Source organism: Arthrobacter sp. A2-55 (genome assembly GCF_025548615.1).
Lineage (GTDB): Bacteria > Actinomycetota > Actinomycetes > Actinomycetales > Micrococcaceae > Specibacter > Specibacter silviterrae.
Window position 1 is genome coordinate 1 of the sequence record NZ_JAJLOZ010000003.1, and the last position, 25,579, is coordinate 25,579.

A 25,579-nucleotide genomic window follows, 5' to 3' on the forward strand; every position below is an offset into this window, starting at 1 on the left:
CCTCGAATCCCGGCAACCGCGACCCCTTCTGAGTACCGGTTACCCATGCATCATTGATCCTCATTTTCCCCAAATGAGAGACAAAACGGATTAAAATATTCCCCAAGCGCACTGTTGCGCGGCACCGCCCTGGCACCGTCAGGGCATCGGACAACGACAGGAGCCACTCAGTGCAGCACGCTGGTCAGTCGAATGCACGGCTGAAATGCTCCTTCTGCGGCAAAAACCACAGCGAAGTCGCCAAGCTCATTGCCGGTCCCGGCGTCCACATTTGTGATGAATGCATCCTGTTGTGCAACGACATCCTCGATGAGGAGGCGGTCGGGTTTGACATCGAAGAGCCGCTGGACCTGCCGTACCCGAGGGCCATCTTCGACCACCTCGAGGACTACGTCGTCGGGCAGACGGCGGCCAAAAAAGCCCTGTCAGTGGCCGTCTACAACCACTACAAGCGGATCAACGCGCGCACCGCCCACACCCCCCTGCCCGACGAGCTTGACGATGTTGAGCTGGCCAAGTCCAACGTCATGCTGGTCGGCCCGACCGGCTGCGGCAAGACCTATCTCGCCCAAACCCTGGCCCGTCGGCTCAATGTCCCGTTCGCGGTCGCCGACGCCACCTCCCTGACGGAGGCCGGGTACGTGGGCGAGGATGTGGAGAACATCCTGCTCAAGCTCATCCAGGCCGCGAACCACGACATCCGGCGCGCGGAACACGGCATCATCTACATCGACGAGATCGACAAGATAGCCCGCAAGTCGGAGAACCCGTCCCTGACCCGCGACGTTTCCGGGGAAGGCGTGCAGCAGGCGCTGCTGAAGATCATCGAGGGCTGCGTGGCCTCGGTCCCGCCTCAGGGCGGCCGCAAGCACCCGGGCCAGGAAATGATCTCCATCGACACCACCAATATCCTGTTCATCGTCGCCGGCGCCTTCGCAGGAATCGAGGACATCAAGGGCTCCCGATCCGGGCGCAAGGGAGTCGGCTTCGGCGCGAGCCTGGAAAGCCTGAGAGGCGGTGGCGAGGCCACCGGGGACGTTCTGCCCCAGGACCTGGTCAAGTTCGGTCTGATTCCCGAGTTCATTGGCCGGATACCCATCATCACCTCCGTCGTCCCGCTCGATTGCGCCGCCCTGGTGGACATCCTGACCGTGCCCAAAAACTCCCTGCTGCGCCAATATCGCAAATTACTGGCCCTGGACGGGGTGACGCTGACATTTGAGCCGGACGCGTTGACGGCGGTGGCCGAATTGGCAGACTCCCGCGGGACCGGTGCCCGCGGGCTTCGGGCCATCATGGAGGAAGTCCTGGGCCCGGTCATGTTCGACCTGCCCGGACGGCCCGATGCCACCGAGGTTATTGTCACCAGGGACGTTGTGATGGGCCGCGCCCAGCCTGGCGTCATCTCCTCGCCCACGCTCCGCAAGACGGCCTGATACCGAATCCTGAATTGTCCCGGCAGACTCTGTCAGCCGTCGAAGGTACACTGGCATAGAGCTAGAAATTATCTTCGAAATGGAAACACTATGACCGTCGTCACTAGAACATGCAGCGTGTCTGCTAACCCAGTCGAATCGACGATCCCGGCCAGCTCCGTCGCCGTCCCGGCGGGGTTTCCAAGTCCGGCCCAAGATTATTTCGACTCGGACATCGACCTGAACAAGCACCTCATCCCCTCTCGGACCAGCACCTTCGTCGTTCGCGTGTCCGGTGACAGCATGGTCGGCGCCGGGATCAGCGACGGAGACGAGATCATCGTTGACCGCGCCCTGAAGCCGGCTGACGGTAACGTCATCGTCGCCGTGCTGGACGGAGAGCTGACCGTCAAGCGCCTGCGCATAGGCCATGCCGGGGTCGTCCTGACCGCCGAGAATCCGGCGTACCCGGACATTCCCGTGCCCGAGCTGGCTGACTTTTCCTGCTGGGGAGTAGTTACCCGGTGCCTTCACCGGCTCCTGTGACAGGCCGGCTGAAAAGGGGTGACAGGCGGTGACCACCCACCGCATCGCCTTGATCGATGTGAACATTCACTTACCTGAAATATGTTGTTGGACGACCGATCGCTCGAGTTGTTCTCCTGAGAGTGGCTCGTACTGACGGCGACCGGGCAGTCATGCCATAGCGGATATCTTCGACCGGCTGGCGAGAACACCTTGGCCTGGCGGGCCGCCCGTCAAGCACTGGCTGGCAGCGCCAGCGCAGACTCGCCGCCGCTGGGCATTTTTTGAGCGTCATGGCCACGACATAACTGATGGCCGGACACCATGCGACACCGCTGACCCATTGCAGTTCCGGCTGGAAACGAAATGGGCACTCTAGGGAACAAAGTCTGATTGAGACCTAAGGGCCACACTCAGATTGTTCCTTTCTGTGAAGCGATGTCTTTCTACCCTTCAGATCGTGTGCCGTAAAAGGCCCGCCCCATCACCGGGCTCAATTGCAGAAACGGTATACGGGAATCTGACGACCGCGAAACCATGCGATTTCGAAGAATTCGGAAGTCCCCTAAACAGGCCGCGGTGAACGACCCCTAACGGAACGAATAGCATGCAACGTCCACGAACGCTTCGGAAAAGATTAGTCTTCGGCAACACCCATGACCCCCTGATGGGGCACGAGCAAAGTGTCACCAACAAGCCTGCCGTTCCCTCGCGGCCCGCCACAGAACCTTTCGTGGGGCCCGGTCGACACAATGCGAGCAACGCATGGGATGGAATCGAACCCTATGTGTTGGAGCGGGAAGAACACACATTGGCCGACGCTCACGGGCGACGGACGCTCCGAGTCGGGACATGCGGCAGGTCGGTCGCCGACTTCACGGGGAGGTGACCATCCTCGTCGAGGATGCGGGTTGCTCAGGGGCCGGAACCAAGCGAAGTTAACAGTCGCAGACGCTGTCCCGCTATTGACCTTCCCCCATGATGGAAGGTTTAAGCTGGCAGTAGGCAGATCTGTCATCCCGGCAGTCTGTGCCTGGAAGGAAAAGTCATGTTAGCCGACCAGAAAGACCAGGGCAGGCGTGGGGTGCTGCCCATTCTGGGTTTGATTCTGCTGCCGGTGCTGTGTTGCGGGCTGCCGCTGTTGATTGCCGCCGGCGCCCTCGGCATTCTCGGTTCGATGTTGGGTAATCCGTGGGTGATTGCCGGTGCCGGGGCCCTGGCCGCCGGTCTGCTGGTGTTCGCGGTGCGGCGACAGCGTGCCGGCCGTCGCGATGTTGCTGACGACTGCTGCACCCCGGACGACCCCCTCCCCGGAGGCAAGCCCTCCCGCGGGCGCAGCGGTACATAACGGCTCACCCGCGCCGGCGCCTCACCCCGGTGATTGCCCTGGGACAGATGCGCTCCCTGCGCCCGCCGAATTCGGCGTTGGACTGAATTTAGAGGTAGCTGCAGATGCGCGCGGACTCACACGCTGCTGGATCCCCGGCGGCCGCGGCGTCATGAAATTCGGCGACGGACGCACGCAGCGCCGTGAGCTCGGCGATCTGGGCATCCAAGTCGGAGAGTCGTTTGGCCAACAGGTCACGCACGTGGACACAGGGGGCGTGGCCGAGGTCACGGACGGAGAGAATGTCACCAATCTGGGCCAGGCTCAGCCCCGCAGTGCGGCCACGGCGAATGAATTCCAGCCGGCCGACCGTCTCCTGGGTGTAGTCGCGGTATCCGTTCGGTGCCCTGTCCGCCTCCGGCAGCAAACCCCGGTCCTCGTAGAACCGCAGCGTCTTGGCCGTCAGGCCGGCGGCCGCGGCGGTTTCGCCAATACGCATCATGCACCTCACATTCCCTCTGACCTTCCAGTCTAATGGAAGGTGTGGTCGGTGTGCAGGAACGGGGCTTCCCGCGCTGGCTGCGCAAGGGGCCCCGAGCCCTACGGCGCCGGCAGATCTGCTCCGAGCAGGATTGACGTGCCTCACGGTTTGTCCGCTCCAGGGTCCGGGCCGGTGACGGACCGGGCGCTTGACCTTCCCCCATGGTGGAAGGTGCAAACTGGTGTCAGAAGCACTTACTGGAGGCCGCCACGTGCGGTGCCACAAGAATCTTGGAGGAAACATGCCTGAACCAATAACACCCGATTTCGATCTGGCCGTCATCGGCTCCGGCGGCGGCGCGTTCGCGGCCGCGATCCGAGCCACCAACCTGGGCAAGCGGGTGCTCATGATCGAGCGTTCCACTGTCGGTGGGACCTGCGTGAACACCGGCTGCGTGCCCTCCAAGGCGCTGCTCGCGGCGGCCGAGGCCAGGCATGTTGCCCTGGACGCGTCCGGACGGTTCCCCGGCATCAGCACCTCAGCCACTCCGGTGGACATGCCCGGACTCGTCGACGGCAAGCGTTCCCTCGTGGAGGGGATGCGCTCGGAGAAGTACGTGGACCTCATCTCGGACTACGGCTGGGAGCTGCGCCAGGGCAATGCCGTGTTCGCCGGCACACCGGAGGAACCGGTCCTGGAGGTCACCAGGGCCGACGGGACCTGCGAAGCCGTCACGGCCGCGCACTACCTGGTGGCCACCGGGTCCGCCCCCTGGGTGCCCCCCATCGAAGGACTCTCGGACACGGAGTATCTGACCTCGACCACGGCCATGGAACTGGACGAAGTGCCCGAGTCCCTGCTCGTGCTCGGCGGCGGGTACGTGGCACTCGAACAGGCACAGCTCTTTGCCCGGCTCGGATCCAAGGTGACCATGCTGGTCCGCTCCCGCCTGGCCTCGGCTGAGGAACCGGAGGCTTCCCTGACCCTGATGGGCGTGTACGCCGACGAGGGCATCAGTGTCGTCCGCCGGGCCACCGTGTCCTCGGTGCGGACCGATCCGGACACCGGCGCGATCGTCGCAACCGCCGTGGTCTCGGGCGGGCAGGAAGAATTCCGGGCCGCGAAACTGCTGGTCGCCACGGGTAGGCGCCCCGTCACGGACGGGCTTAACCTGGACACCGTCGGTGTGAAAACCGGGGACCGGGGCGAAATCCTGGTGCAAAAAACCCTGGCCAGCACCAATGACCGGATCTGGGCCGCCGGGGACGTGAGCGGACACCAAGAATTCGTCTACGTCGCCGCCTCCCACGGCACCATGATGGTGGAAAACGCCTTCAACGAAGCCAGACACGAGGTCGACTACCGGCACCTGCCCCGGGTCACCTTCACCAGCCCCGCCCTGGCCGCGGTCGGCATGACCGACCGGCAAGCCAACGACGCCGGCATCCGGTGCGAATGCCGTGTCCTGCCCCTGGAATACGTACCCCGTGCCCTGGTGAACAGGGACACGCGCGGCTTCATCAAGATCGTCGCCGACGCCGACACCCGGCAGATTGTGGGGATCACCGCGGTCGCAAAGGATGCCGGTGACCTGGCCGCGGCAGGGGTCTACATCCTGGAGGCCGGGATGACCGTGGAACAGGTCGCAAAGCTGTGGAGCCCTTACCTGACCATGGCCGAAGGGATCAAGATCGCCGCCCAGTCCTACACCACCGACATCTCCAAACTCTCCTGCTGCGCCACCTGATGCCGTATCCGTGTGTATGCCGTATCCCAGTACTGACCGGGATGCCACCCACCCGGCACGGCATCTCACAGGTCAAGTTTCCCTCAGCTTCAAAGTCCTATTGAGGTCAGGATTAGCGACGAACGTTTCACACCTCCCTTCGACAGGCCACCTCCCCACCGACCACGTGGGTACAGGCTTAGGCATTTCGCTGGCAGGATCGAACAGACTAGTCGATGAACCCCAATTTTTACTGCAAGATTTTGCCTCTACGAAGGAGAATGCCCAGTGAATAGCCCGTCAGTGATTGTTTTTGACGTCAATGAAACCCTTTCAGACATGACTTCGATGGCGGCGAGGTTCGTCGAGACCGGCGCGCCGGCTTCGCTGGCGAAGCTATGGTTCGCGACCCTACTACGGGACGGTTTCGCCCTCACCGCGGCAGGAGACAACCCCGGCTTCACTCAGATTGGCGCCGAGGCCCTGCGCGGACTCCTGCCCGGCGCCGGGATCACCAGCGGCCTGGACGACGCTGTCGACCACATCATGGAAGGCATGGCATCCCTAGGGCTGCACCCCGACGTGACAGAGGGTATCCGGGCACTCAAAACGGAAGGATACCGTCTGATCACACTCACGAACGGATCAACGCAGATCGCAGAAAACATGTTCGCACCGGCGGGGATCCTGAAAGACTTCGAGGCACTGCTCTCCGTCGAACAGTCGCCGGCCTGGAAACCAAATCCTGCCGCCTACGCCTACGCTGCAGGAGTGTGCGGGACAAGCCCGGCCCAGATGCTGCTGGTCGCTGTGCACCCATGGGACGTCCACGGGGCCGCCCGGGCCGGAATGCAGACAGCCTGGATCAACCGCACCGGCGCAAGCTACCCGGCCTCCTTCAGTACCCCCGACCACACCCTGACCACCCTCACCGACCTGCCCGAAGCACTCCGGAACCCAACCCGATGAGCTCTGCTTTGAGACCCGGAGCTGACATACCGGCTAATTGCGTGGTTCCGCAAACGCCACTGCACGGCGTTGGGTTATAGGTTTTCCGCGCTTACGGAGCGGAGGTGTCCCCAGCGACGGGAAAGATCACAATGTGTCAAGCCCATGGCCGACCAGCGAAGTAAGAGCAGAGCAGGTGACGGGGGCCGTGTCCGTTCGGTCATGCTGCGAGTTTCGGCGCTGTGACCATGAGGCCTCCTGCAGGGCGTTGTTGTGTTTGCGGGGAGACTCAAATGGTCGGGACGGAAAAACCAAGACGACCGCCGGGCCAGTTTTTTTGCTGCTGAACGATGCTGGTGTGGGCGAAAGGCCCAGTGGATGGCAAGGTACCAGGGCCTAGTCAGGCACTGTTGACCGCATTGTGGTTATGTCACCGGTTCGGCTTTGCCTGCCGTACACTGGTCGCTCACACAGGATAACGCCTGTTGGCTGGTGCGTTCGTGAACAGGCATGCCGATTTTCATCGAGGCGTACCAGCTCGGTGAAGTTTCGCAATGTTCGTTTGAGTTTCGAGTTGATCTCGAAGGGCTTGATTGTCGATTGTGAGTCGTTGGATGTGGGCGACTGCAAGCTCAATCCGATCCCGCAGTGTTGCATTTTCCTTTCGGAGAGCGAGGTTAGGATCGCGGGCCGTTGGCGAGTTTGCAAAAGCTGCCTGTGTGCCTCGAAGGGAGTCTCGGCGTTCATCGGCTACCTCTTGGGCGATTTCCGGGTAATGACGCCAGAAGGTCGAGTTTGCGAGTCCCAGCTGACGCGCGAGGTCAAGCACGGTCACCAAGCGGCCCTCATCGGCTTTTCGCAACTGGGCCAGAGCTGTGCGGACTTGTGTTTCAGCGGGGAGAAGAACGCGGCGGGTCATCGTGGCTCCTGGCGTCGTGTTAGGAGGTGGGCAATTTGTTGACGGCGTGATTCCAGGCGAGTGACCAGCAGCGGTGGGAGGAGCGGCTTGGAACCAAGTTCCCGATTAATAGCAGCGAGCTCGTCCTGCCACACTCCAACATTCTCGTCAGTGAGGGCGACATTTCGGCAGGCCAGGGGCTTGCAGTGGGCCATGTCAGGTACGTCGTCATTCAAGCCGGTGCGGGTGCGGCATAAAGCCTTGTCTGGGTTGTAGACACAGGTGACATATCGGCCTGGATAAATGGCGGGAGCCTGGGCATCAATCAGGCGCAATAGCCGGCGTCGGTCGGTGGTCACCGTCCCGGCAAAGGCCGGATCTGCGCCCATGCCCACAAGACGGCGCTCTGCTTCATCTGCGGCTGGGCCGGTGAGACTGGTGTGCTCGTTTCGGTCTATCATCGCTAGAAGGTGTTCTCCTCTAGCCAGTGCCTCCTCAGCCTCGACTTCGGCCCGGAATCCGGAAGCGCTGGAGCCCGCGTAGCCCTCGAACATTTGGACGCTGTGATGACGGTAGGCGATTGCCCCAGCGATGGACCCTCCCGGGCGTCGGGCAATGTACCAAGCGAGGGTACGTCGGAATTGGCGGGTACTGAGCCGCCAAGGCTTGCCATCGACGTCGGGAATGCCATCGATCCGTTCATGAGCTGCGCAGTAATTCGTGACCCATAAGACGAAACGGTTGATTTGAACATTGGTGCCGGCAAGCGTCATGGCTTTGTTGTCACCCCGCCCGGGGGCGCCCGGGCCCGCTTTGATTGCAGCGAACAGCCAATCAGTGCGGTTGCGTGCTCTCTCGCGGTGGATGCGTTCGAGCACACCGATGGCCCGCGCCGCGGCCTCGCCGACGATCCACGTCGCGGTTACACCTGTACTCGTGCTTTCGCCCTTGAACGCGAGGCTGGACACTTTCCAGCGGTAAATGTTCCCGTTGCTGTCGGCTTCGCTGGTACAGCAACCGGCGCGTAAGTGTTTGATTTCGCTGTCTCGCATGCCTGAGAGGAACGCGATCACGATATAGCAGGCGGCTTGGAGCATCTGGGTGAGTACGGTGAGGGAGTCGTCGCGAATCGGATCTAGTGAGACACCTTCGATCCAGGGGGCGCCATCGATGGAACCGTCTACGGTGATGTTGAGCTCAACGTGTTTCGAGACCCCGACCTCGTTGGCTGTGGCCGTGATATTGGTTGTGTGCCTTTGGAGGGCGTTTCGATCGCAGCCGATCGAGCGGGCGAGTGCGGCGTAGCTGACTAGTCCGTTGGTTCCGGGTAGCGGTCGCCCAGAAACGCGAGCGGTCTCCAAGTATCGGTCAACTTTGATCCAGTTTGAGCCGTATGCCGTGGGAGTGCTGGGTCGTTTGGTGCGGAGGTATTCCCAGCGGCCGGTGGCATTGAGGATGTCGTCGGCGAAGTCGTTTACGAAACGCAATGCCCAGATGAGCACTCGGCTGTGGACGTCTTCGGGGATGCGCGCTGTGGTGTTTTCCTCGCTAAATCGTGTGGTGTTCTGCGGTTCTTTCCAGCCGGTGACCGTTCGCGGATCCAATGAGAGAGATTCTTCACCGAGACTTCTCCGGTAGCGCCAGAAGAACACAACAGTGGCACGAAGAGCCCGACGGCGCCCTGGCGACCGATACCGCCCGAGGAGGAATCCCTGAAACTCCAGAAGCGTCTCGTCGGAGACCTGCGCGAGGCTGCGGCCGGAGTGATACTCGTCGAGCCAACGTAAGAACACTGCGGCGTTGTAAAAGGTACTGACGACACTACTGATTCCGGGCCGCGGCTCGTCACTCGGAATCTCGCCGGATAGGGACGTGTAGGCGAGCAGTTTCAATGCGTGCCGGTGTCGAGCTGGGATGTTCTCGAATCGGAGGGTTAGGCCGCGTTCTTGTCCTTGAAGAGAGGCCGGTGCTAGGGGCCAGATGTCGTCCTTGAACCGGGCCGTTCTGGCCAAGATCGTGGCCGGGTGCAGCTGGCGATTATGAAGAACGAACCTGTCGTCCAGTGGTGCGAAAGCCTGTGCCAGGTTAGTTTGCCTGCTCATGGCTGCTCCCACGTGGGCTCGACGAGATCGAGGAGGCTGTCGTTGGGTTTCGTTTGCGCGGCCCGGTCTACTTCCGCTTCGGTGAATTTTGGCAGCACTTCATAGCGGATCGCCGCCCAACTGGATCCGTACCGCGTCCACCAGGCGTCCTCGCTCATCTGCTGACGACGTGTCTCAAGGGCATCGAGAAGACTGAGCAGCCTCGGCAGGTGATGGTCGGTGACCACGCAGTTGCCGCAATGGAAACAGTCCAGAAACGATGCTGCGCACCGCCTCCCTGTCAAAGGATGATGCTCATGGTCCGAGCAACTTGTCCACGCCGTATAGACCACATCCGAAGGAGACTGCTGATCGCCATCGTCCGACTTGATCCGAATCTGCAGGTCCTTCACGCCGTGAGTAGCCAGCGCGCGCCGATGTGCCGACCATGCAGCCTGCTCAACCTCTACCAGCGTCTCGGCCATCAGCTCTCCGGCCCAATCGATCGTGCTTTGGTCGCCAGCAAGGTAATTTCTGAATAGAACTCCTGTCGTATTCGTTCGTGCAGCCGAAGGTAAATGACCGCCCATCTGCCGGGTTCGACGGACATCGATGCTCGTTTTGAGACGGTTGAAGTCCAGGCGAAGGATGGGAGCCTCAAGGGAGGTGCTGTCCGTCGCAGGGTCTGCCAGGATGCCCCGTTCGCGCATCCAAGGCTGGTGTCGCAGACTCGCATCGAGGGCTGCTGCGAAAGGGTTTCGGCAGCCATCACCACCGCTTCTTTGTCCTTGCCGGTGGTGCCAGAGCGCCCAGAATGATGACGGATCATCCATCAACTCACGAGCTGGAGCCATCATTCGATATAGTAGGAGATATAGTCCTCCGGGAGTGGACAGTTCCTTTCCGGGCGGCCCGATTTCCCACGTCGCGGTCTGGTGCCAGTGCCCGGGGCCACGTCGTCGCTTGGTTACTTCTACCTCCACGGCAACGCCTTCGATGATGCGATGCTCTGCTGGGAGGTCTTTGATGACTTCGAGGTTCCAGCCCGTCGTTGCTACTAATAGAACTAGGAGCGGGGTTAGGTCCCGGCGGGTGACGAAAAGATGTTCCGCTACCCTTCGTTTCATTCCGGCCAGTCGTGGCGCAGAGACTCCTTGCAACTGAATGGTTCCGGTCGTGCGGGCAACTTCGAGGAGGTGCCGTTCCTCCTCGTCGGAATCGAACGGAGCAACAATCAGACGATCCCGTAGGATCGCAACGTCCGCCCGAGCCGCAGTGACTATCCTCGCCAGCTCCCCATCCGAGTATCCCGACTTGGGATTTGGCTGATATCTCAGATGCGGCCGCATCCTGTCGCGAACCTCGGAAGATACCAGTTCAGCCAAAGGTGGTACGTCGAAAATAAGCGCAATCGAACGCAATTCCAGCTTCGCGTAGCGTTCATTGGTGCTCGATTCCCGAAACCGCCTGTACGCATCAATGTGTCTCACCTCAAGATCGCCGGGATGCTGAGGCGGGCGCAGAGTCTGCGCAAGAAAACGGATCAGACGCGCCACCGATCCCCACGCGCCAGTCGCGGATGCGCGCGTTCGAAGTGTCCCCGAAGGCCCGATGCGGTACGCCCAGCTCGCAGCAAGGCTCTCATGCCATCCAGGCAGTGGCAGCAGCCTTACATCGAAACGTCGGGAGCGGCCATCCTCTCCGAAGAAATCGACCACCAATTCTGTGGACTGTGGTCGCGGCGTATACGTGCCGAGCGGCAGTGGTGTTGGTTTCCCTATCCCGGTGGTTCCTCGGGGGCTCATTATTCGCCCGCCTTGGGCGGGGTTAGATTTGCGATCATCCTCGGATCTCGTGGGTCCTCCCACGGGTCGGAGGTTAGTGCCATCCGTGTCTCCATCTCCAACTCCTCCAGCGCGTGCAGATAGATCTGCGTTGTCGTCACACTTTTATGCCCGAGCCGGCGCCGTACCCAGTCCAGCGGATCACCGAACACCCGCGTGTATTGTCCACGCTGTGCAGGATTGAGCTGTCCGAGCGAGGCAATGTGACCCCGCTGCAATTGCTCAAGCGTGATGACAGCGAAGGTGTGCCGCAGCATATGCGCGTGCGCGCGGAGACTCACCGCATGCTTCGCACATCGATCGTTGGCCTGCCGGAATAAGTCCTTCCAAGTCGACACGGACATCGGCATCCCGTCCTCGGACAACCACAATGCCGCTGGCTCCAAGCCGTTCGGGCCAGCAACCAACAAGCGTCGGCGCTCCTCTGGCGTCAGCTGCGACAAATTTGCCTCCCCAGCAGTGAGGGCCAAGGCTGCCACATGACGGTCATCGAGGACCAAATAGTCCTCGCCGGCACGTTTGTACCGGCCCTGGGCCTGTGCGCGGGAAATAACAGTGCGGCGGTCGACGTCAATATAGGTGTGTAGCTCGCGGAGTATCGCCGACGGAACATAAACCCATCTGGCTGAACCGGATTTCGCCACAGCCCCTGGCAACCAGAATCGGTGATACCCGCGCTGCTCTCGAATCGTAGGAATCTCAAACACACTCAGCGAAGCCTGCTCCGAAAGCCTCATCCCCGTTCGCACCATCAGATCGGTGAACATAGCATTCCGGTCTGCCCACCGACCGCGGAAAAGCGGGTCAACCAACCCGTCCGCGCCATAACCTCGCAGTCCGACATCACGCCACTGCCGATAAGAACGCGCGGGAAGCCACTGAATCCGTTCTCGACGCGCGCCATGCGAGTACGACGCCGCAGTTTCCCCCGGTTGCCCCTGCGGGCTGAACCCATGAGCAGAACGACGCATTCTTCGTTGAATCGGGCTAACCAGCACATGGCCGCGAGCCACCTGCCAACGGTAGAAGCGATTGACTGCCGCGACTTCACGGTTCCACGTCGATGGGCTAATACGTGGTCCGTCCGGGTCTTCACGGCGCCAAATCAGGTAAGCGCGGTGGTCCTCCTCCGATGCGTCGCGCCACGACTTGCCGTCACGGCCAAAGTGGAGGAAATCGAGGAAGCCCTTCAGATCACGTGCATAGCCGACCCGCGTGGACAACCGGGCACCGAGCATGTCCACCGAGTAAAAGAATGCGTTGAGTTGCACGTCGTATTCACAAGTTGGTGCAATTAGGTAGGGCGTGCCAACCGGAATCCCTTGGCCTGTGCGCCACTGCGCCCAGTCACTTGGAAGATCTGAGTCAACGACACCTGGCAGAGAGGCGAGGGAGAGGACAGCATGGACCTGATGAAGTCGCCATACCTGCTTCATTGCGAGTGGTTCTGCAGCATCCTTGTCCACTTCCACAGCGTAAGCACAAGTCGCAGTGATAGACACCGGACACGCTAAAAACCCCATCCACAACGTACTAAGTAACAATGACGGATGCGTGGTGGCCCGGTCCAATGAGGCGAAGGCGCTGGGCATCGAAAACGGGACACCCTGGTTCAAAATTGCCGCCCTGGAGCGATCCCACGGCCTCATTCGGAGGAGTTCGAATTACGAGCTCTACGGGAGCCTCTCTAGCCGGACCATGGAGCTCCTGGGGACCTTTGGGAGCCGCCAGACGGTGTATTTTCTGTACCCTGAAATCTGTTGTTGCTTCGTCCATTTTCGTCTGGGGTGGTCGAAAGAACGGGAAACTTCTTCGGTGCCAATGCGATTGAGCGGTGTTCCCTCGCCGAATCCCAAACTACTATGGGCGGCAGGGTTGGTAGCCTGACGGTAGTTCGATTTCGAGTGTTAGAAGGGGCATCGTGTGGATAACTCCTGATGTTAATTTACCGAATGAATTGGTTGAGGCCCACCGTGAAGGCAATCTTGTTCTCTTCGTGGGTGCCGGCGCCTCCGTTGACCCTCCATCAGAGTTGCCCCTCTTCGTCGCGCTTGCACGGCGGATCGCTCGAGAGTCATCCCAGCCGTTTTCTGAGGTGGATATACTTCAACCAGACCGATTCCTAGGCGATTTACCGCCGTCCTTTGACGTCCACCGGCGAGTTGCGGCGATCGTTGATCCGCCGCAGTCGCTTCCCAACAAGTTGCACCGGGCAATCATCGAACTGGCCGCCGCGGGGCCAAACATTCGCATCGTCACCACAAACTATGATCGCCATCTTTCTACCGCAGCCACGGACCTCTTGGGCACACCGACTCCCGCCTACTTTGCGCCGGCGCTACCGATGGGTGACGATTTTGAGGGGATCGTCTACTTGCACGGCTCGGTTGAAAGAGAGCCAAGACATCTGGTCGTCACGGACGAAGACTTTGGTAAGGCGTATCTGATCGACGCTTGGGCGGCTCAGTTCCTTCGGCGAATGTTTGACCGGTACACGGTGCTGTTTATCGGCTACAGCCACGAGGATGTCGTGATGAGCTACTTGGCCAGAGGACTCCCAAGACGATCCCTGAGGTTTGCCTTCGATTTCGTGTCCGACACATCTAAGTGGACGCGCCTGAACATCCGCCCAGTCGTGTATCCAGGTACCGCCACGGACCACCAGGCGCTGCGTAGGGCTGTTGAGGGATGGTCACAGAGATCCAGCATGAGGCTCTTGAACCACAGGCAACGCATATTCGAATTGGTTGACGGGGAGCCGCCTCAAGAACCAGTTGACGCCACCTATCTGGAAGAGGTGATCCACGATACTCCAACGGTGGGTTTCTTCACGGAGAGGGCTAGAGGGCTCCCATGGTTGACCTGGCTGGAAAGGCAACCAGTATTCAAGGAAGTTTTCGCCCCAGGGCAACTCTCTGAGCCTTCACGGCTCCTCGCCTGGTGGTTTGTAGACAACTTTGTTTTGGACCCGCAATTCAGCCAGAGCGCCCTGTCGACACTACAGCGCATGGGTTCGACAATCAGCGACGAGCTCTGGTCTGTCCTGAGCCGGCGCATTTCCGCGATCGCAGGCGAATCACCGGGCATGTTTTCCAAATGGGTGATGATCCTTGTGGACACAGCACCGAGATGGTTCCCAAGCGATCTCGAACACGTCTTGAGTGAATGCTCCTGGGAAGGGAATCGCGAAACTCTGCTCCTGTTGTTCCAGCATCTGACTACCCCGAGGCTCAAGTTAGATCCTCCGTTTCCTTCGTATTTCAGTGGAGCCGATCCAGAAAAGGCGGAGGCAGTTAGGGCGGAACTCGTCTTCCCTGGCAGCGAGTATGAGTTGTCAGATGCGTGGACAAACATGAGGGACTCGGTGCTTGAGGGCGCGTCTTGTGAAATAGCAACCATTGCTGAAGAAAACATCCGTCGTTGCTACACGATCCTCGCGACTGTAAATGATTGGGACCGCACCTGGGATTTACTTTCGTATGGTCGATCGGCCATCGAGCCGCACGCTCAGGATTCCTTTAGGGAGCCCATTGCCGTTGTAATTGACATAGCCCGAGACGCGTTGGAGCACCTGATTGTGCGCGACCCGGACGTAGCCGATGCGCTGATCCGGAGCTGGGGCAATTCTCGACTTGGACTCTTGCGACGCCTCAGCGTGCACGGATGGCGACTCCGCAACGACAGGAGCTTCGATGACAAGATCCGGTGGGTGCTGAACAGTGATCTGTTATATGACTTCGACACGAAGCATGAGGTGTTCCTACTCATGGCGGCGTCGGTTCGAGAGGCGAGCTCAAGAATGCGTAGCGATTTGCTGTCCGGGGTCCTCGATTGCACTGTGGACACCGACCACCGTGACTATCTCATTTTCAATCACCTCGTGTGGCTAACTCAGGCCGATCCCGACTGGACCGAGGCCGCTCAGCACCGGAAAGAGATCGAATCGGCAAACCCGGAATTTGACCCGAGGGAACACCCAGACATGGAACATTGGACGAGTAGCGGTGCCTTCGTTCCGCCCAAACCGCCAATGGGCCTGGACGAGTTGCATCACCTTATCGGAACCTCCCCGTCGAGTGCTATTGAGCGGCTAATGCCTTACCGCCAAAAAGTTAAGGGTTTCGACCAACCGACTTGGCGTGATGCCGTTCGATTGGTCGCCAACGTTGTAACCACATTTCCTGCTGATGGCCACGGCCTGCTGTCGGCCGCAGTTGAACTCGAGGACCCTGATGCTGGGCAGGACTTTGCGCGGGGCACAATCGATGGATGGACTGAAGCGAAATTGGATTCGTCGGAATGGGCGACGGTCCTGACCGAACTAGCGTCGTTACCCTCCGAACTTCTTCCCCTCGAAGAAACTGCCCGTCTTCTCTCGTATGGAACGCGACGAGGTGACGATGCCATCCCACTGGATTTGACGGAAACTTCGCGAGCAGTTGCAAGACGACTACGATACGAGACCGAAATCTCGACAGCCAGCAATTCAGACCCCATTGACTGGCAAACACGTGCCTTGACCTCCGGAGCAGGCATGCTCGCCCAATTCTGGGTAAACACAGTCGCAACGGAGTGGCAAGCATACGAGGCGACTTGGAACGGAATGACACTTCAGCTGAAGCAGGAGTTGGCCAGCCTTGTCCAAGACGCTTCATCGGCTGGGGATGAATATCGGACAGTCTTTTTCGAGAAGCTCCATTTTTTCTTCGCAGCAGACGAAACATGGACTTGCGAGCATCTCTTGCCAATGATGAGGTGGGGGTCAGGCCAGACGCCTTCCGAACCGGCATGGGCCGGTTACCTATATTCGACACGCTGGAACGACCGGATGCTTCAATCGGGCCTTCTCGAAGCCCTCGAAGAGGCATTTTCTCGCCTACCTCAGCTTTGGCCAAGACTTGAGGATATGTTCTGCAAGCACCTTGCTTCCATTGCTGTCTACAGTGAGATCAACCCTGTAGACGCAGGATGGATCTCCAAGTTCATCGCGCATTCGGCCCCTACAACCCGCCTGAAGTTTGCAGTCCAGATCGGCCAGTGGCTACGCATTGCGCCGCCGGAAACGGTCGTAGCCCGATGGAATGACTGGATCCGCACCTACTGGCGCCAACGCCTAGCCAGCACACCCCTCGCCCTGGACCACGAAGAATCAGATGCCATGGCTGGCTGGATCCCGTACATTGGCGACAACTTTCCCGAAGGCGTTCAACTTGTCCTCAGCCGGCCGGTGGGCCTGGGCCAGAACAGGCCTTTGCTCATCAGCCTCGACGAAAATTCAACCGCTGAAAGGTTTCCTCAACAATGCGCCGCACTTGTCGCACACGTGCTCAGAGGCACCGAGAGACCCTTCTACGGTGAATTCGGGCTGGACCGGCTCGTACTCAAAATGAAGCCATTCCTGACGAACGACGAATTGTCACCGATCGTTGAGGAAGCACTCCGCCTGGGGGTTAGCTCAGCTCCGGATTGGCTCGCTTAGAGTAGACCGGCACGGACAGCGCATGGATCCTATGTCGACGCCAGGAAAAGGTCGACTTGGTCGATCTCGCTGTCTGAAAGACCGAGGAAGCAGGGGCGGGCTCTACTAGGAGCAGATCTGAAATGCCTGGCGTGGCCGACCGCATTTCTTCTTGTGCCTTCTTTGCTGTGAAGAAGAAGAAGGCGTCATCTTCGACCCACGCCAGCCAGCAGGAACGGTCGTCCGACCCGTTCCGCATTTCTGGCCACATTCGAAAACGCGTCGACTGCGCGGGCAAGTAGAGGGTCATCATCGTCCCGAGGCATTCCCTGTACGAAATGGAGGTACCAGATCCTCGTTTCCAACGTGTTCACATCCTGAAGCTAAACGAGGTAATGGGCCCTCATCTACAACACGCAGGGGAGGGGGTGAGAATCTACAGCGTGGATGAGTGCTTCGTGGGCCTTGAGGGCGACACGGAGGCACTGACGGCCGCTGGGAGGGACATGCGGGAGGCGGTCGCCCGACACGTTGGACTTCCCGTCTGCGTCGGCATCGCCCCGACAAAAACACTTGCCAAGTTCGCCAACCGTATCGCCAAGCAAAATCCGCACCTTGCCGGGGTTCTGCAACGTCGAGGCCATGGACCCCGGCGCGCTGGACTACATCATGGCCAGGGTCCCAGTCGACGGCATCTGGGGCATCGCCGGCCGCCTGGCCAAACGGCTGAACGCCCTGGGCATCTTCACCGTCGCCGACCTGAGGGATGCCGACCCCGTCATGATCCGCCACAAATTTTCGGTTGTCGTCCAACGCACAGTCCTGGAGCTCCGAGGCATCCCGGCCATCGAACTGGAAACGGCCCGGGCAGACAAGAAGCAGGTCATCTATTCCCGCAGTTTCTCCCAGCCCGTCACCTCCGCGGCGGAAATGACCCAGGTCATGAGCCAGTACGCCCAGCAAATCGCAATCCGACTGGGCAAGGCTGGCCAGCTCGCCAAAATCATGACCGTCTTTGCCGGCACATCGCACTTCAATCCGAACGCCTCGTCGTTTCCCAGCGCCACGGTCAAACTTCCGGCGCCCACCGCCGACCCTGTGCAGCTCAGCCGTGCCGCAATCGCAGCCATAAGGCCGCTGCTGGTTCACGGGGTCCCCTATGCTCGGGCCGGGGTTATGCTCACCGACTTGTCCTTGGCAGGGCCCCAGCCGGCGTTTGAGGAGTTCATCAGTGTCGCTGAGCGGCGCAACCTCGGCGGGCTCCTGGGGGATGTGCTGGCCAAGCACGGTCCCGGCTCCATCGGGCTCGGCCGGTCGGGAATGCTGGCCCCGCCGGTGTGGACGATGAAGCGGGAGCATCAGTCGCCCCGGTACACAACCGAGTGGGATGAGTTGTTGGTAGTGAAAGCTGCCTGAGGACATCACAAAGGCCCTGCAGAATATTGGGGGACTTCTGCAGGGCCTTCGTCGCCAAAAGCTTAGCAAACGGATCAGTGATGATCCAATTCAGGGGGGCAATGTCCGTTGGCGCCGTCGGCCCGGGGCGCGGGTGACGGCCGTCAGACGGCGACGGGTGCCTTGATTGCGGGATGCGGGTCGTAGCCGGTGATCTCGAAGTCACTGACTTGGTAGTCGAAGATCGATTCCGGCTTCCGCCCGATAACCAGGGTTGGGTAGGGGCGTGGTTCGCGGGAGAGCTGCTCACGCACCTGGTCTTTGTGGTCGTTGTAAATGTGTGCGTCTCCGAACGTATGGATGAACTCGCCCGGCTCCAAGCCGGTCTGCTGGGCCACCATATGGATCAGGAACGCATACGAGGCGATATTGAAGGGGACCCCGAGGAAGAGGTCACCGGAGCGCTGGTAGAGCTGGCAGTTGAGCTTCCACGGCTTTCCAGCCGCGTCCGGTGAGACGTGGAACTGGAACATGGTGTGGCACGGAGGCAAGGCCATCATGGGCAGCTTGGCGACATTCCAGGCGTTTACGATGTGGCGGCGGCTGAAGGGGTCTTTCTTGATGTTTTCGACAAGGTCGGCGATCTGGTCGATGTGTCCTCCGCCGTCCTCCGCGGCTACATCCCAGTGGCGCCATTGGTGGGAGTAGCCGGGGCCAATTGTGCCGTCTTCGAGCACCCAGGAATCCCAGATATGGACATCCTTATCCTGGAGGGTCTTGACCCGAGTGTCGCCATTGAGGAACCAGAGCAGCTCTTCCAAAATCCCTCGGGTAAACACCTTTTTGGTGGTGATCAGGGGAAATCCTTTGGCGAGGTCAAAGCGTATTTGGTGGCCGAAAACGCCGATCGTTCCGGTGCCGGTGCGGTCCTCACGTCGAGTGCCGTTTTCCAGCACGTCGCGGAGCAGGTTTTCATAGCGTGTTTCAATTCCGGTCATGCTTCCCCTATGCAGTTGCGGAGGTGACGGCCTCAGGCGAACGGGAAGTCGCCTGGATAGTGGCCTCTATCTCACGCCACCGTGATGGGAACACGCCCCATTTTCCGCTGCGGCATTAGATGCTGGCAGTGGTCTGCATATGTGCACCCCAGGGGATGATCCACGATGAACCAAATGTAGCCATTTGGCCGCAAATTTTAGCGGTGGCGCTCCAGGCACATGATCTTCGTCACCCGCCCCGCAGCCTCCCCGGCGACAGCCGCATCGTCCAGTAGTGTCTTTCCCGACACGCCGAGATTAAGGAAGCAAATGGCCCAGAAAGTGACCGTCGTACTCGAGGACGATATTGATGGTGGAGAAGCCGTCGAATCGTTCACCTTTGGCTTCGGGGGCGCTGACTACGTTATCGACCTAAATGAAACGAATGCGGCGGAGTTCACCGCCATCATGAAAAAGTACGTCGGTGCTGGCCGTCTGGTCGGCAGCGGCAGGCGTCCGGCCCGCAAGGCAGGCCCTGACCTAAAGGCCGTCAGGGCCTGGGCAGCGGAAAACAACGTCCCCGTGCCGGATCGCGGGCGCATCAAGAAGAGCGTCCTGGATCAGTACCTGGCTGCCCAGGCATAGGAAGGCCGCACTGCCAGGGAGGGGAAACCGGCAGTGCGGCCTGCTCGGATCCGCAATGTGATGCGCGGGAAGCCTGCCAGGCTTGAGCGCCTCAGCCGTTACCGGCCGGATCGGCGTGATTGCCCTGGAACCACCAACTTTCCATCCCGTGTCGCACGCCGGGCGGGTGCACGATGTTCCAGTGCCTGCCATGTGTGCGGACCTGGTGACATTTCGACGTTTCCCAGGGCCCTTAGAGCCCTTCGAGTGAGTAGTCTGCGGGGACGTCGCGTCCGTACTTTCGGTACATCTTGACCTTGGCGGCCAACTTCTTAGCCAGCAGCCCGTCAATATCGTAGCCGGGGACGGTCTGGGCGATGGACTCGGCAATGGAGCGCGCCTTTGCTACATCTTGGGCAACATTGCGGGCCAATTGGGCGCGGTGGTCTTCGTTGACAGGTTCGACCAGGCTTGAACCGACAGCGCACTCGATCTGCCAGCCGACTTCATTCTCGGCGCCGCGGACGGTCTTGAAGACCTTGTCCCCCACGACGACTTGGCCTGCCAGGGCGGCAGCGCGCTTTGCTTCCCTCTCCGCAGCGCGCTGTTGGGCTTCTTCCCGTTCGGCGACCCGGAACGGCAGCATTGACGGCTGGTGGACTGGTGCGGTGGGGAAACAGAAGGTGCAGGCGTCCTTGCCAGCCATTTCCACAACGCCGGCTTCATCCTCCCCGCTGAATTCAGGCATCCAGGCATACACGGTCTTAGGGGTGCAGGAATGACAGCTGCGGCTTTTGTGGAGATGCCCGTCGTTGGCCATCACCATGAAGAACCGACTCCAGCCCCCGCGCCGGCGGAATTCGGCATCGAACGGGGCTATCTCTTCCTCGACCGCGCGAAGGGTGGCTTCCTCGTTGGCCAGTGCCTCAGCCAGGCCCGCTGATCGTCCGCGACCCCATACGGCGTCCCGGTCCATTGAGGCGCGCAGGCTGCCGATCCGGCTCGCATGCTTGGCTTGCCGGTAATACAGTTCAGCGAGTTCAGTGTCGATGTCCACGGGTGTCGAGGCAGTGAGTTTTTCCATGCCACCCATGTGTGCGGAGGCAGGCCGGGCTGGCCCGCCCAACGTGATCGAAGATTCGGCGTGGCGGGAGGCTGCAAAGCGTCCGCCGTTGACGGATGTGCCCTGGATGTCCTTCTCGCGTACCTGGTGTGTGCTCATGCTTTGATGTGTGCGGCCAGATGCTTTTGGGCGTGGCTGGCTGCCTCACCACAGGCAGGTGCACGCATGGTGTGGACAATATTCGGTTCTGCTGAAGGCCCTTTGGGCTTCCAGATGGTTCTCCGTCCCGTGCAGCTTCTAACTGTCTTCCGGGCCCGGTGCTGCATTCTCTTGTTGTCGTTCCGCCGCCAGGGTTCGAACCTGGACCCCACAGCTCCAAAGGCTGGGGTGCTGCCAATTACACCACCGCGGATCATGGGCCTGCCGGTGAGATCGGCAAGGCACTTGGGTGACCTTTCTGCCTTGCGGCCAGGGCGTCACTCCCCTGTTTGAACGACAGCTGCCAGCATTCCTTTCGCTACATCCTGCCTGTACATCATCGTTCACTGGACAAACGCCACCGGCGTTTCTCCAGAGCAGCGAAGTTGCCTTCACCGCCCGTATCCGACCGTGGACTCGAACCCAGGATTGCTCCTGCCCGGTTTCCCAGGACGAACTCCCGCCCCATGGCGGTGCGATACCCGTTTCGCTAATCGGACCATGCCCGTCCTTGACGCCACCCCGGGAGTGACCCGGGGCTCTGACGTAGGGAACGACCCCAGACGAACCGAGCCCCCTGCCAGATTCGAACTGGCGACCCTCCGCTTACAAGGCGGATGCTCTGGCCAACTGAGCTAAGGAGGCTAGTCACCGGCCAGGGCCGACGACGTTACTGCGCGGAAGCGAAGGGATTCGAACCCCTGGACGGTTGCCCGCCTCCGGCTTTCAAGGCCGGCGCCTTAGGCCTCTCAGCCACGCTTCCTGGTTGCGGTGAGACCCGTACCTCCCACCGCGGAACGGCGTGCCCCCAGCAGGGCTCGAACCTGCGACATCCGAATTAAAAGTTCGGAGCTCTACCAACTGAGCTATAAAGGCGTCGGGATGACAGGACTCGAACCTGCGATCTCCTGCTCCCAAAGCAGGTGCCCTAGCCACTGGGCTACATCCCGTTGTTTCAGCTGTTCCGCGCTGACCGGTGGTGCAAAAACCATGTGTGCGGACGTGCCCGAAAGTCGAAACAAGCGAGTCGCTGGGCACAAAAAAGCCGCCTTGGGTGGACTTACCCGAAGCGGCTTGGACGGCTCTAGAACCTGTCAGGCGCTTCGGTGCCCCGGGGGTGTCGGGTTTTTGGGCAGGGTTGAGGACGGTTGCTGCGATGCGGTGTGCTGAGTCATGGCCGTCCTCTCTGTTGGTGGTGCGTCACCCTAAAGTGTACGTGAGAGAAGAACAGGTGTTCTAGTCGACCCGGGTATGGTCCTGCAGCATGCTACGAATCGCCTGGTCGTGGAGCTTTCCGGCCACGTGGATGGCCTGGGCCTTGAATGTTCCGCCGCGAGGGTCTGGGCCGTCCACAATGTCCTGGAGGTCGTGGCGCAATTGCCGCAGGGCGAAATGCTCTGTGCTGGCGGGCGCCGGCAGCAGCTCGATGGCCGTCCGGAATGCGCTGACAACTGGCTTCCTGCCGGGAAATCTGGATTGTGTCAGCCACGCCATGGGCACTTCCTGGGCTGCTCGTGCCAGGGCAACCGTCACCGGGCTTAGAACTGCCATTACTCACCCACCGGCGCACCACAGGCGCCGCATTCTCCGCCAAGCTGGCCATGCCGGATGACCTTGGGGAACTCTGAGGAGTCGAACGTTGCTTCATCGTCTCGATCAATGCCGAACGCGATGGCGATTTCGTCCAGGTTCTCTTCGGCGGTGATCTCGATGCCGGCAGCAACGGCCCAGCCGTCGTAGGCATCACCGTCGCCGGTCGGAAGCGCGTCGGCGATGTGGGCCGGACAGTACAGCTCGGCGTTGAAGATGTAACCGGCGGGTTCGCCGTGGGAATCGCGCATCGATGTTTCCTTCCATGAGGGGCAGTTTGGGCTGCCCCTCATGTGTGCGGCTGGGCCAACCTTTAGCCCCGGTACCCGGGATCCTGCTCTGCGCAGTCTGCGGCATCCGTCATTTGGGCACGCCAGTTGTCCGCGCCTGTCCCCCAGGCATGGCCGCCGTCCTCGTCGAAGTCGTTGGCCAGCATGTCCAGCCAGCGGTCTGCGTCGGTCCCTTTGTATCGGTGCAGCTCGTCGGCCGTCACCTCCTCGACCTGTGTCCCGCCCGGTTCGTCCAGGATGATGTCGAAATGACGGCCGTCCCAAACCAGGCTCAGCTCACTGCGGCGGCCGTCACCACGGCGTCCGGTGACAAATCCGGTTACATGGGCTTCGTCGCCGGCCATCCAATGCGATTCGTCGCCAGTCCACGCCTGGAGGCAGGCGGCGTCATGGCGGGCGCCGGCAATGGCACGCCCCACCACGGACTGTTGTGATTCACCGGGCAGGGCCACGGCCTCAATGCGGAACCCTTGCAGTGCCGAATCGGACTCGTAGCTAACGTGAGGCTGGTCGGTTCCGGTGCCGTTGACGGTGAATGTCCGTCCGTCAACTTCCAGGAATCCGATGTCGGTCTGATCATCGGCGCGGAAGCGTGTGAAGGCGGGGTGAAAGGATCCTCCGGGGGCAGCGGCTTCGGCAAGCTTGCGAGCTGCATCGAAGCGTTCCGCGTCCGCTGCGGTGTCAAAGCGGACTCCCTCGACGACGGGTCCCCCGAGGGAGACAGTTGGCGGGGATTTGATGGCCGACGCGAATTGGCCTCCGGTAGGGACCCCGCGGGTAACGCGAGCCTGGATTGCAGTGTTCATGATGCTCCTTTGTCGGGATGGGTGCCTGTGCCTGTCCGTGTGCGGCCGCCGGGTCGGTTCACCATGATTCGTCCGAGACGGAGTCGTAAAAAAGCTCGAAGGTGAGGTCTCCAAACGGTTCCACCAGCCGGCTTCCGACGGGGCCAGACCGATTGGTGGTCCGTTGCGGGGATCCGGCCTTGAACAGTTGCGGCAGGCCGGTCTCAAAGCGTGACAGCGCCGCCCCAACGTCGTCTGAGCGAGACTTGGTGGTGTCCGCAGGGACGATGAACGAGTAGGGCGTGTCCATCTGTGGGGTGCCCATCCGTTCCCCGCGAACTTCGGCAGCGTAGGCGTACCCCATGAGCTGGGCCAGATGCTCGGACTCCTGCGCCGAGAGTGGACGATTGGCCTGCAGGCGCATGGCGTATGGTTCATCCGGCCAGACGTGCTCGCGGCGGCGAAAGAACTCGGTGCCATCACGGTCCACAATCTTGTCGAACACCTGTCCGCCCTGAACGCGCGGGTCGTCGACGGGGACGGGGAGAGTACGCCCGTCGGGGTCAACCCTTTCCGGTTTGCTGAGGCCAGGCCGCGTGCTTGACGCGCCGGAGCGGGACAGAAGGGGGGACAGCTGCTGGCGGAGATCATGGATGTCTTCCGGCGACGCTCCGCACGTCTCGAGTTCCTCAAGCTGGGTGGCTACCTGTCGAAGGGCCTCCACGTCCGGGAAATCACCCAGGCCGGCGTGACTTTCCAACCCCGCAACATAGCTTTGCACGCTCTTGGCGGCCGATGTCTCCCCCAGCGAGTTCAGCGTGTCCAACGCCAGTTGGTAATCAGCTGATTCTTCCGGGGTGTACCCGTAGGATTCACGCCACACCTCGTCGGTGACCTCCCGGATGTTTGCGTCGGAGAAGTTCCGTGACGCATTCAGCCGGCTGGCGATAGCCTCCAGGATCAGGGGGTCGGCTGTTTGGTGGCCCGGACCGTCGGCAAGGCAGTTGGCGACGAAGTCAGCGTCCACGCGCAAATCTGCTGCGTAGCGGTGCAGCTCAATCGAAGGTGCGGCATGGACCTGCTCACCGAACTTTCCACTGGTGTGGCGTGCAGCTTCCCGGGCATTGGCGGCAGCAACCGACACGAAAGCCCGCATCACCACCGCTCCCCGATTCGTGCGCTGGCCGCTGCCGCAATGGCGTCCCAAAGAATCCACTTGTCCGGCCGGCCCCCGCCCGCTTCGACGGCATCCAGAATTACAGACTCACTGACTCGCGGACTCAGTTCGTTCAGGGAGACGTTGTCCCGCACGATCATCTGTCCCCCGCGCGGTACGTCCACCGTGTATTCGCCGTAGGAGGTCACCAGATCGCAACGGGCCACCTGCACGCCCTCGGATTCGATGACCTCCGGGAGCCCGAATTTGGTGGTGGCCGTACTGCGGAGGATCGAGTGGTTGGCCCAGGCCTGGGCGGCCCTGGAGCCGGACAGGGATTCCTCAAACTGGGTTTGAAGCTGTAGATCCGGGATGCCGTCCTCGAATTTTTGGGAGCTCGTTGTCGATGCTTCGCGGTGGTTGCTGTCCAGGTCGAAGGATTCCGCTCCCCAGACGTCCAGGGACCAGTCTCGGTACATGAAGTCAAGTTGCTGGCCGTCGGCCGAGGTGAATTTCCCGGTCAGGGCGGAGCCTTCCTCCTTCACGGCGTCGATGCGTCCAGCGAGGCTTCCGCCGTTGAACTTCATGGCCAGCTGGCGTGCGCGCTCCTGGCCGTCCGGGGACAAGACATGCCCGGCGTCGGCCACGACGACGCCGGGCGACGCCGGGGAGAGTGAAATCCCGTGCGCTTCGGAATGGTGTTGGGTGCCGAATTGGCCGTCGCTGGTGCGGGCGGCTTCGCGTGCCTGCAGGGCGGGTGCTGAAAGTGTCGGTGTGCTCATACCCTTTCGTGTGCGG

Annotated in this window: 20 protein-coding genes, 5 tRNA genes and 2 pseudogenes; 11 read left to right on the top strand and 16 right to left on the bottom strand. The window is 61.0% G+C overall.

The genetic code is table 11. The annotated features are described in order from the left end of the window. The first annotated feature begins 170 nt into the window (after nucleotides 1-170). The 3 genes from clpX to LPN03_RS01280 all read left to right on the top strand — a co-directional run bounded on the left by clpX (nucleotide 171) and on the right by LPN03_RS01280 (nucleotide 3,288). Nucleotides 171-1,436 (top strand): ATP-dependent Clp protease ATP-binding subunit ClpX, encoded by a 1,266-nt coding sequence (gene clpX, locus LPN03_RS01270; protein WP_262452677.1) that lies wholly within the window; start codon nucleotides 171-173, stop codon nucleotides 1,434-1,436. Nucleotides 1,437-1,526: 90 nt separating this feature from the next. Next, nucleotides 1,527-1,961 carry a LexA family protein gene (locus tag LPN03_RS01275; protein WP_410468542.1) on the top strand — a complete coding sequence of 145 codons (435 nt, stop codon included), beginning with the start codon at nucleotides 1,527-1,529 and terminating at the stop codon, nucleotides 1,959-1,961. Between the two features lie 1,027 nt (nucleotides 1,962-2,988). Further along, complete coding sequence (locus LPN03_RS01280; RefSeq protein ID WP_262452680.1) at nucleotides 2,989-3,288, top strand: hypothetical protein; 300 nt, start codon at nucleotides 2,989-2,991, stop codon at nucleotides 3,286-3,288. 88 nt (nucleotides 3,289-3,376) lie between these two features. Here the strand turns inward: LPN03_RS01280 and LPN03_RS01285 are convergent, their stop codons facing one another. After that, the gene (locus tag LPN03_RS01285; RefSeq protein WP_262452848.1) at nucleotides 3,377-3,766 is read right to left on the bottom strand and encodes a heavy metal-responsive transcriptional regulator; all 390 of its coding nucleotides are present in this window, start codon (nucleotides 3,764-3,766) and stop codon (nucleotides 3,377-3,379) included. Between the two features lie 283 nt (nucleotides 3,767-4,049). Between LPN03_RS01285 and merA the strand changes: the two genes are divergently transcribed. After that, nucleotides 4,050-5,495, top strand: coding sequence for a mercury(II) reductase (gene merA / locus LPN03_RS01290; RefSeq protein WP_262452682.1), 1,446 nt, complete (start codon nucleotides 4,050-4,052; stop codon nucleotides 5,493-5,495). A 267-nt stretch (nucleotides 5,496-5,762) separates the two neighbouring features. After that, a complete protein-coding gene (locus LPN03_RS01295; RefSeq protein ID WP_262452684.1) occupies nucleotides 5,763-6,443 on the top strand; it encodes a haloacid dehalogenase type II in 681 nt (226 codons plus the stop codon). Between the two features lie 894 nt (nucleotides 6,444-7,337). Here LPN03_RS01295 and LPN03_RS01300 read toward each other — a convergent pair. The 3 genes from LPN03_RS01300 to LPN03_RS01310 form a co-directional block, all read right to left on the bottom strand. Continuing rightward, nucleotides 7,338-9,422, bottom strand: coding sequence for a hypothetical protein (locus LPN03_RS01300; protein WP_262452685.1), 2,085 nt, complete (start codon nucleotides 9,420-9,422; stop codon nucleotides 7,338-7,340). Next, the gene (locus LPN03_RS01305; RefSeq protein ID WP_262452687.1) at nucleotides 9,419-11,119 is read right to left on the bottom strand and encodes a hypothetical protein; all 1,701 of its coding nucleotides are present in this window, start codon (nucleotides 11,117-11,119) and stop codon (nucleotides 9,419-9,421) included. The genes LPN03_RS01300 and LPN03_RS01305 overlap by 4 nt, the downstream gene beginning before the upstream one ends. An 86-nt stretch (nucleotides 11,120-11,205) precedes the next feature. After that, nucleotides 11,206-12,711 (bottom strand): tyrosine-type recombinase/integrase, encoded by a 1,506-nt coding sequence (locus LPN03_RS01310; protein WP_262452689.1) that lies wholly within the window; start codon nucleotides 12,709-12,711, stop codon nucleotides 11,206-11,208. 64 nt (nucleotides 12,712-12,775) lie between these two features. Here LPN03_RS01310 and LPN03_RS01315 point away from each other — a divergent pair. From LPN03_RS01315 to LPN03_RS01335, 5 genes and pseudogenes are all read left to right on the top strand, one after another. Continuing rightward, a pseudogene (locus LPN03_RS01315) lies at nucleotides 12,776-12,985 on the top strand (DNA polymerase V subunit UmuC); the annotation flags it as partial. A 181-nt stretch (nucleotides 12,986-13,166) separates the two neighbouring features. After that, nucleotides 13,167-16,724: an SIR2 family protein gene (locus LPN03_RS01320; protein WP_262452691.1), complete on the top strand. Its 3,558-nt coding sequence runs from the start codon at nucleotides 13,167-13,169 to the stop codon at nucleotides 16,722-16,724. 131 nt (nucleotides 16,725-16,855) lie between these two features. After that, the gene (locus LPN03_RS01325; protein ID WP_262452692.1) at nucleotides 16,856-17,005 is read left to right on the top strand and encodes a hypothetical protein; all 150 of its coding nucleotides are present in this window, start codon (nucleotides 16,856-16,858) and stop codon (nucleotides 17,003-17,005) included. A 93-nt stretch (nucleotides 17,006-17,098) separates the two neighbouring features. Next, nucleotides 17,099-17,233, top strand: a pseudogene (locus LPN03_RS01330) (hypothetical protein); the annotation flags it as partial. Nucleotides 17,234-17,318: 85 nt separating this feature from the next. Next, on the top strand, nucleotides 17,319-18,119 hold the full coding sequence (locus LPN03_RS01335; RefSeq protein WP_262452693.1) for a DUF4113 domain-containing protein: 801 nt from the start codon (nucleotides 17,319-17,321) through the stop codon (nucleotides 18,117-18,119). 143 nt (nucleotides 18,120-18,262) lie between these two features. Here LPN03_RS01335 and LPN03_RS01340 read toward each other — a convergent pair whose 3' ends face one another. After that, nucleotides 18,263-19,096: a thymidylate synthase gene (locus LPN03_RS01340; RefSeq protein ID WP_262452695.1), complete on the bottom strand. Its 834-nt coding sequence runs from the start codon at nucleotides 19,094-19,096 to the stop codon at nucleotides 18,263-18,265. A gap of 309 nt (nucleotides 19,097-19,405) precedes the next feature. Between LPN03_RS01340 and LPN03_RS01345 the strand changes: the two genes are divergently transcribed. Further along, nucleotides 19,406-19,720, top strand: coding sequence for a histone-like nucleoid-structuring protein Lsr2 (locus LPN03_RS01345; protein ID WP_262452696.1), 315 nt, complete (start codon nucleotides 19,406-19,408; stop codon nucleotides 19,718-19,720). Nucleotides 19,721-19,952: 232 nt separating this feature from the next. Here the strand turns inward: LPN03_RS01345 and LPN03_RS01350 are convergent, their stop codons facing one another. The 11 genes from LPN03_RS01350 to LPN03_RS01400 all read right to left on the bottom strand — a co-directional run bounded on the left by LPN03_RS01350 (nucleotide 19,953) and on the right by LPN03_RS01400 (nucleotide 25,563). After that, on the bottom strand, nucleotides 19,953-20,921 hold the full coding sequence (locus LPN03_RS01350) for a hypothetical protein (RefSeq protein WP_262452697.1): 969 nt from the start codon (nucleotides 20,919-20,921) through the stop codon (nucleotides 19,953-19,955). Nucleotides 20,922-21,101: 180 nt separating this feature from the next. Further along, nucleotides 21,102-21,174 (bottom strand) — tRNA-Gln (locus LPN03_RS01355). A gap of 357 nt (nucleotides 21,175-21,531) precedes the next feature. Further along, a tRNA-Thr gene (locus LPN03_RS01360) sits at nucleotides 21,532-21,605 on the bottom strand. Nucleotides 21,606-21,638: 33 nt separating this feature from the next. Then, nucleotides 21,639-21,723: transfer RNA gene (locus LPN03_RS01365), tRNA-Ser, on the bottom strand. A 40-nt stretch (nucleotides 21,724-21,763) separates the two neighbouring features. Beyond that, nucleotides 21,764-21,836, bottom strand: a tRNA-Lys gene (locus tag LPN03_RS01370). Nucleotide 21,837: 1 nt separating this feature from the next. Further along, nucleotides 21,838-21,910 (bottom strand) — tRNA-Pro (locus tag LPN03_RS01375). 286 nt (nucleotides 21,911-22,196) lie between these two features. Next, complete coding sequence (locus LPN03_RS01380) at nucleotides 22,197-22,511, bottom strand: hypothetical protein (protein WP_262452698.1); 315 nt, start codon at nucleotides 22,509-22,511, stop codon at nucleotides 22,197-22,199. Then, on the bottom strand, nucleotides 22,511-22,801 hold the full coding sequence (locus tag LPN03_RS01385; RefSeq protein ID WP_262452699.1) for a hypothetical protein: 291 nt from the start codon (nucleotides 22,799-22,801) through the stop codon (nucleotides 22,511-22,513). The genes LPN03_RS01380 and LPN03_RS01385 overlap by 1 nt, the downstream gene beginning before the upstream one ends. Nucleotides 22,802-22,863: 62 nt before the next feature. After that, on the bottom strand, nucleotides 22,864-23,646 hold the full coding sequence (locus LPN03_RS01390; protein ID WP_262452701.1) for a hypothetical protein: 783 nt from the start codon (nucleotides 23,644-23,646) through the stop codon (nucleotides 22,864-22,866). Nucleotides 23,647-23,704: 58 nt separating this feature from the next. Beyond that, complete coding sequence (locus LPN03_RS01395) at nucleotides 23,705-24,781, bottom strand: hypothetical protein (protein ID WP_262452702.1); 1,077 nt, start codon at nucleotides 24,779-24,781, stop codon at nucleotides 23,705-23,707. Next, the gene (locus LPN03_RS01400) at nucleotides 24,781-25,563 is read right to left on the bottom strand and encodes a hypothetical protein (protein ID WP_262452703.1); all 783 of its coding nucleotides are present in this window, start codon (nucleotides 25,561-25,563) and stop codon (nucleotides 24,781-24,783) included. Before LPN03_RS01400 ends, LPN03_RS01395 begins: the two co-directional genes overlap by 1 nt. Between the last annotated feature and the right edge of the window lie 16 nt (nucleotides 25,564-25,579).

Excerpts from the sequence above, each read along its gene's own strand:
- LPN03_RS01275 (WP_410468542.1), top strand. The coding sequence starts at position 1,527 with ATGACCGTCGTCACTAGAACATGCAGCGTGTCTGCTAACCCAGTCGAA.
- LPN03_RS01280 (WP_262452680.1), top strand. The coding sequence starts at position 2,989 with ATGTTAGCCGACCAGAAAGACCAGGGCAGGCGTGGGGTGCTGCCCATT.
- LPN03_RS01285 (WP_262452848.1), bottom strand. The coding sequence starts at position 3,766 with ATGCGTATTGGCGAAACCGCCGCGGCCGCCGGCCTGACGGCCAAGACG.
- merA (WP_262452682.1), top strand. The coding sequence starts at position 4,050 with ATGCCTGAACCAATAACACCCGATTTCGATCTGGCCGTCATCGGCTCC.
- LPN03_RS01300 (WP_262452685.1), bottom strand. The coding sequence starts at position 9,422 with ATGAGCAGGCAAACTAACCTGGCACAGGCTTTCGCACCACTGGACGAC.
- LPN03_RS01340 (WP_262452695.1), bottom strand. The coding sequence starts at position 19,096 with ATGACCGGAATTGAAACACGCTATGAAAACCTGCTCCGCGACGTGCTG.
- LPN03_RS01345 (WP_262452696.1), top strand. The coding sequence starts at position 19,406 with ATGGCCCAGAAAGTGACCGTCGTACTCGAGGACGATATTGATGGTGGA.
- LPN03_RS01350 (WP_262452697.1), bottom strand. The coding sequence starts at position 20,921 with ATGAGCACACACCAGGTACGCGAGAAGGACATCCAGGGCACATCCGTC.
- LPN03_RS01380 (WP_262452698.1), bottom strand. The coding sequence starts at position 22,511 with ATGGCAGTTCTAAGCCCGGTGACGGTTGCCCTGGCACGAGCAGCCCAG.
- LPN03_RS01385 (WP_262452699.1), bottom strand. The coding sequence starts at position 22,801 with ATGCGCGATTCCCACGGCGAACCCGCCGGTTACATCTTCAACGCCGAG.
- LPN03_RS01390 (WP_262452701.1), bottom strand. The coding sequence starts at position 23,646 with ATGAACACTGCAATCCAGGCTCGCGTTACCCGCGGGGTCCCTACCGGA.
- LPN03_RS01395 (WP_262452702.1), bottom strand. The coding sequence starts at position 24,781 with ATGCGGGCTTTCGTGTCGGTTGCTGCCGCCAATGCCCGGGAAGCTGCA.
- LPN03_RS01400 (WP_262452703.1), bottom strand. The coding sequence starts at position 25,563 with ATGAGCACACCGACACTTTCAGCACCCGCCCTGCAGGCACGCGAAGCC.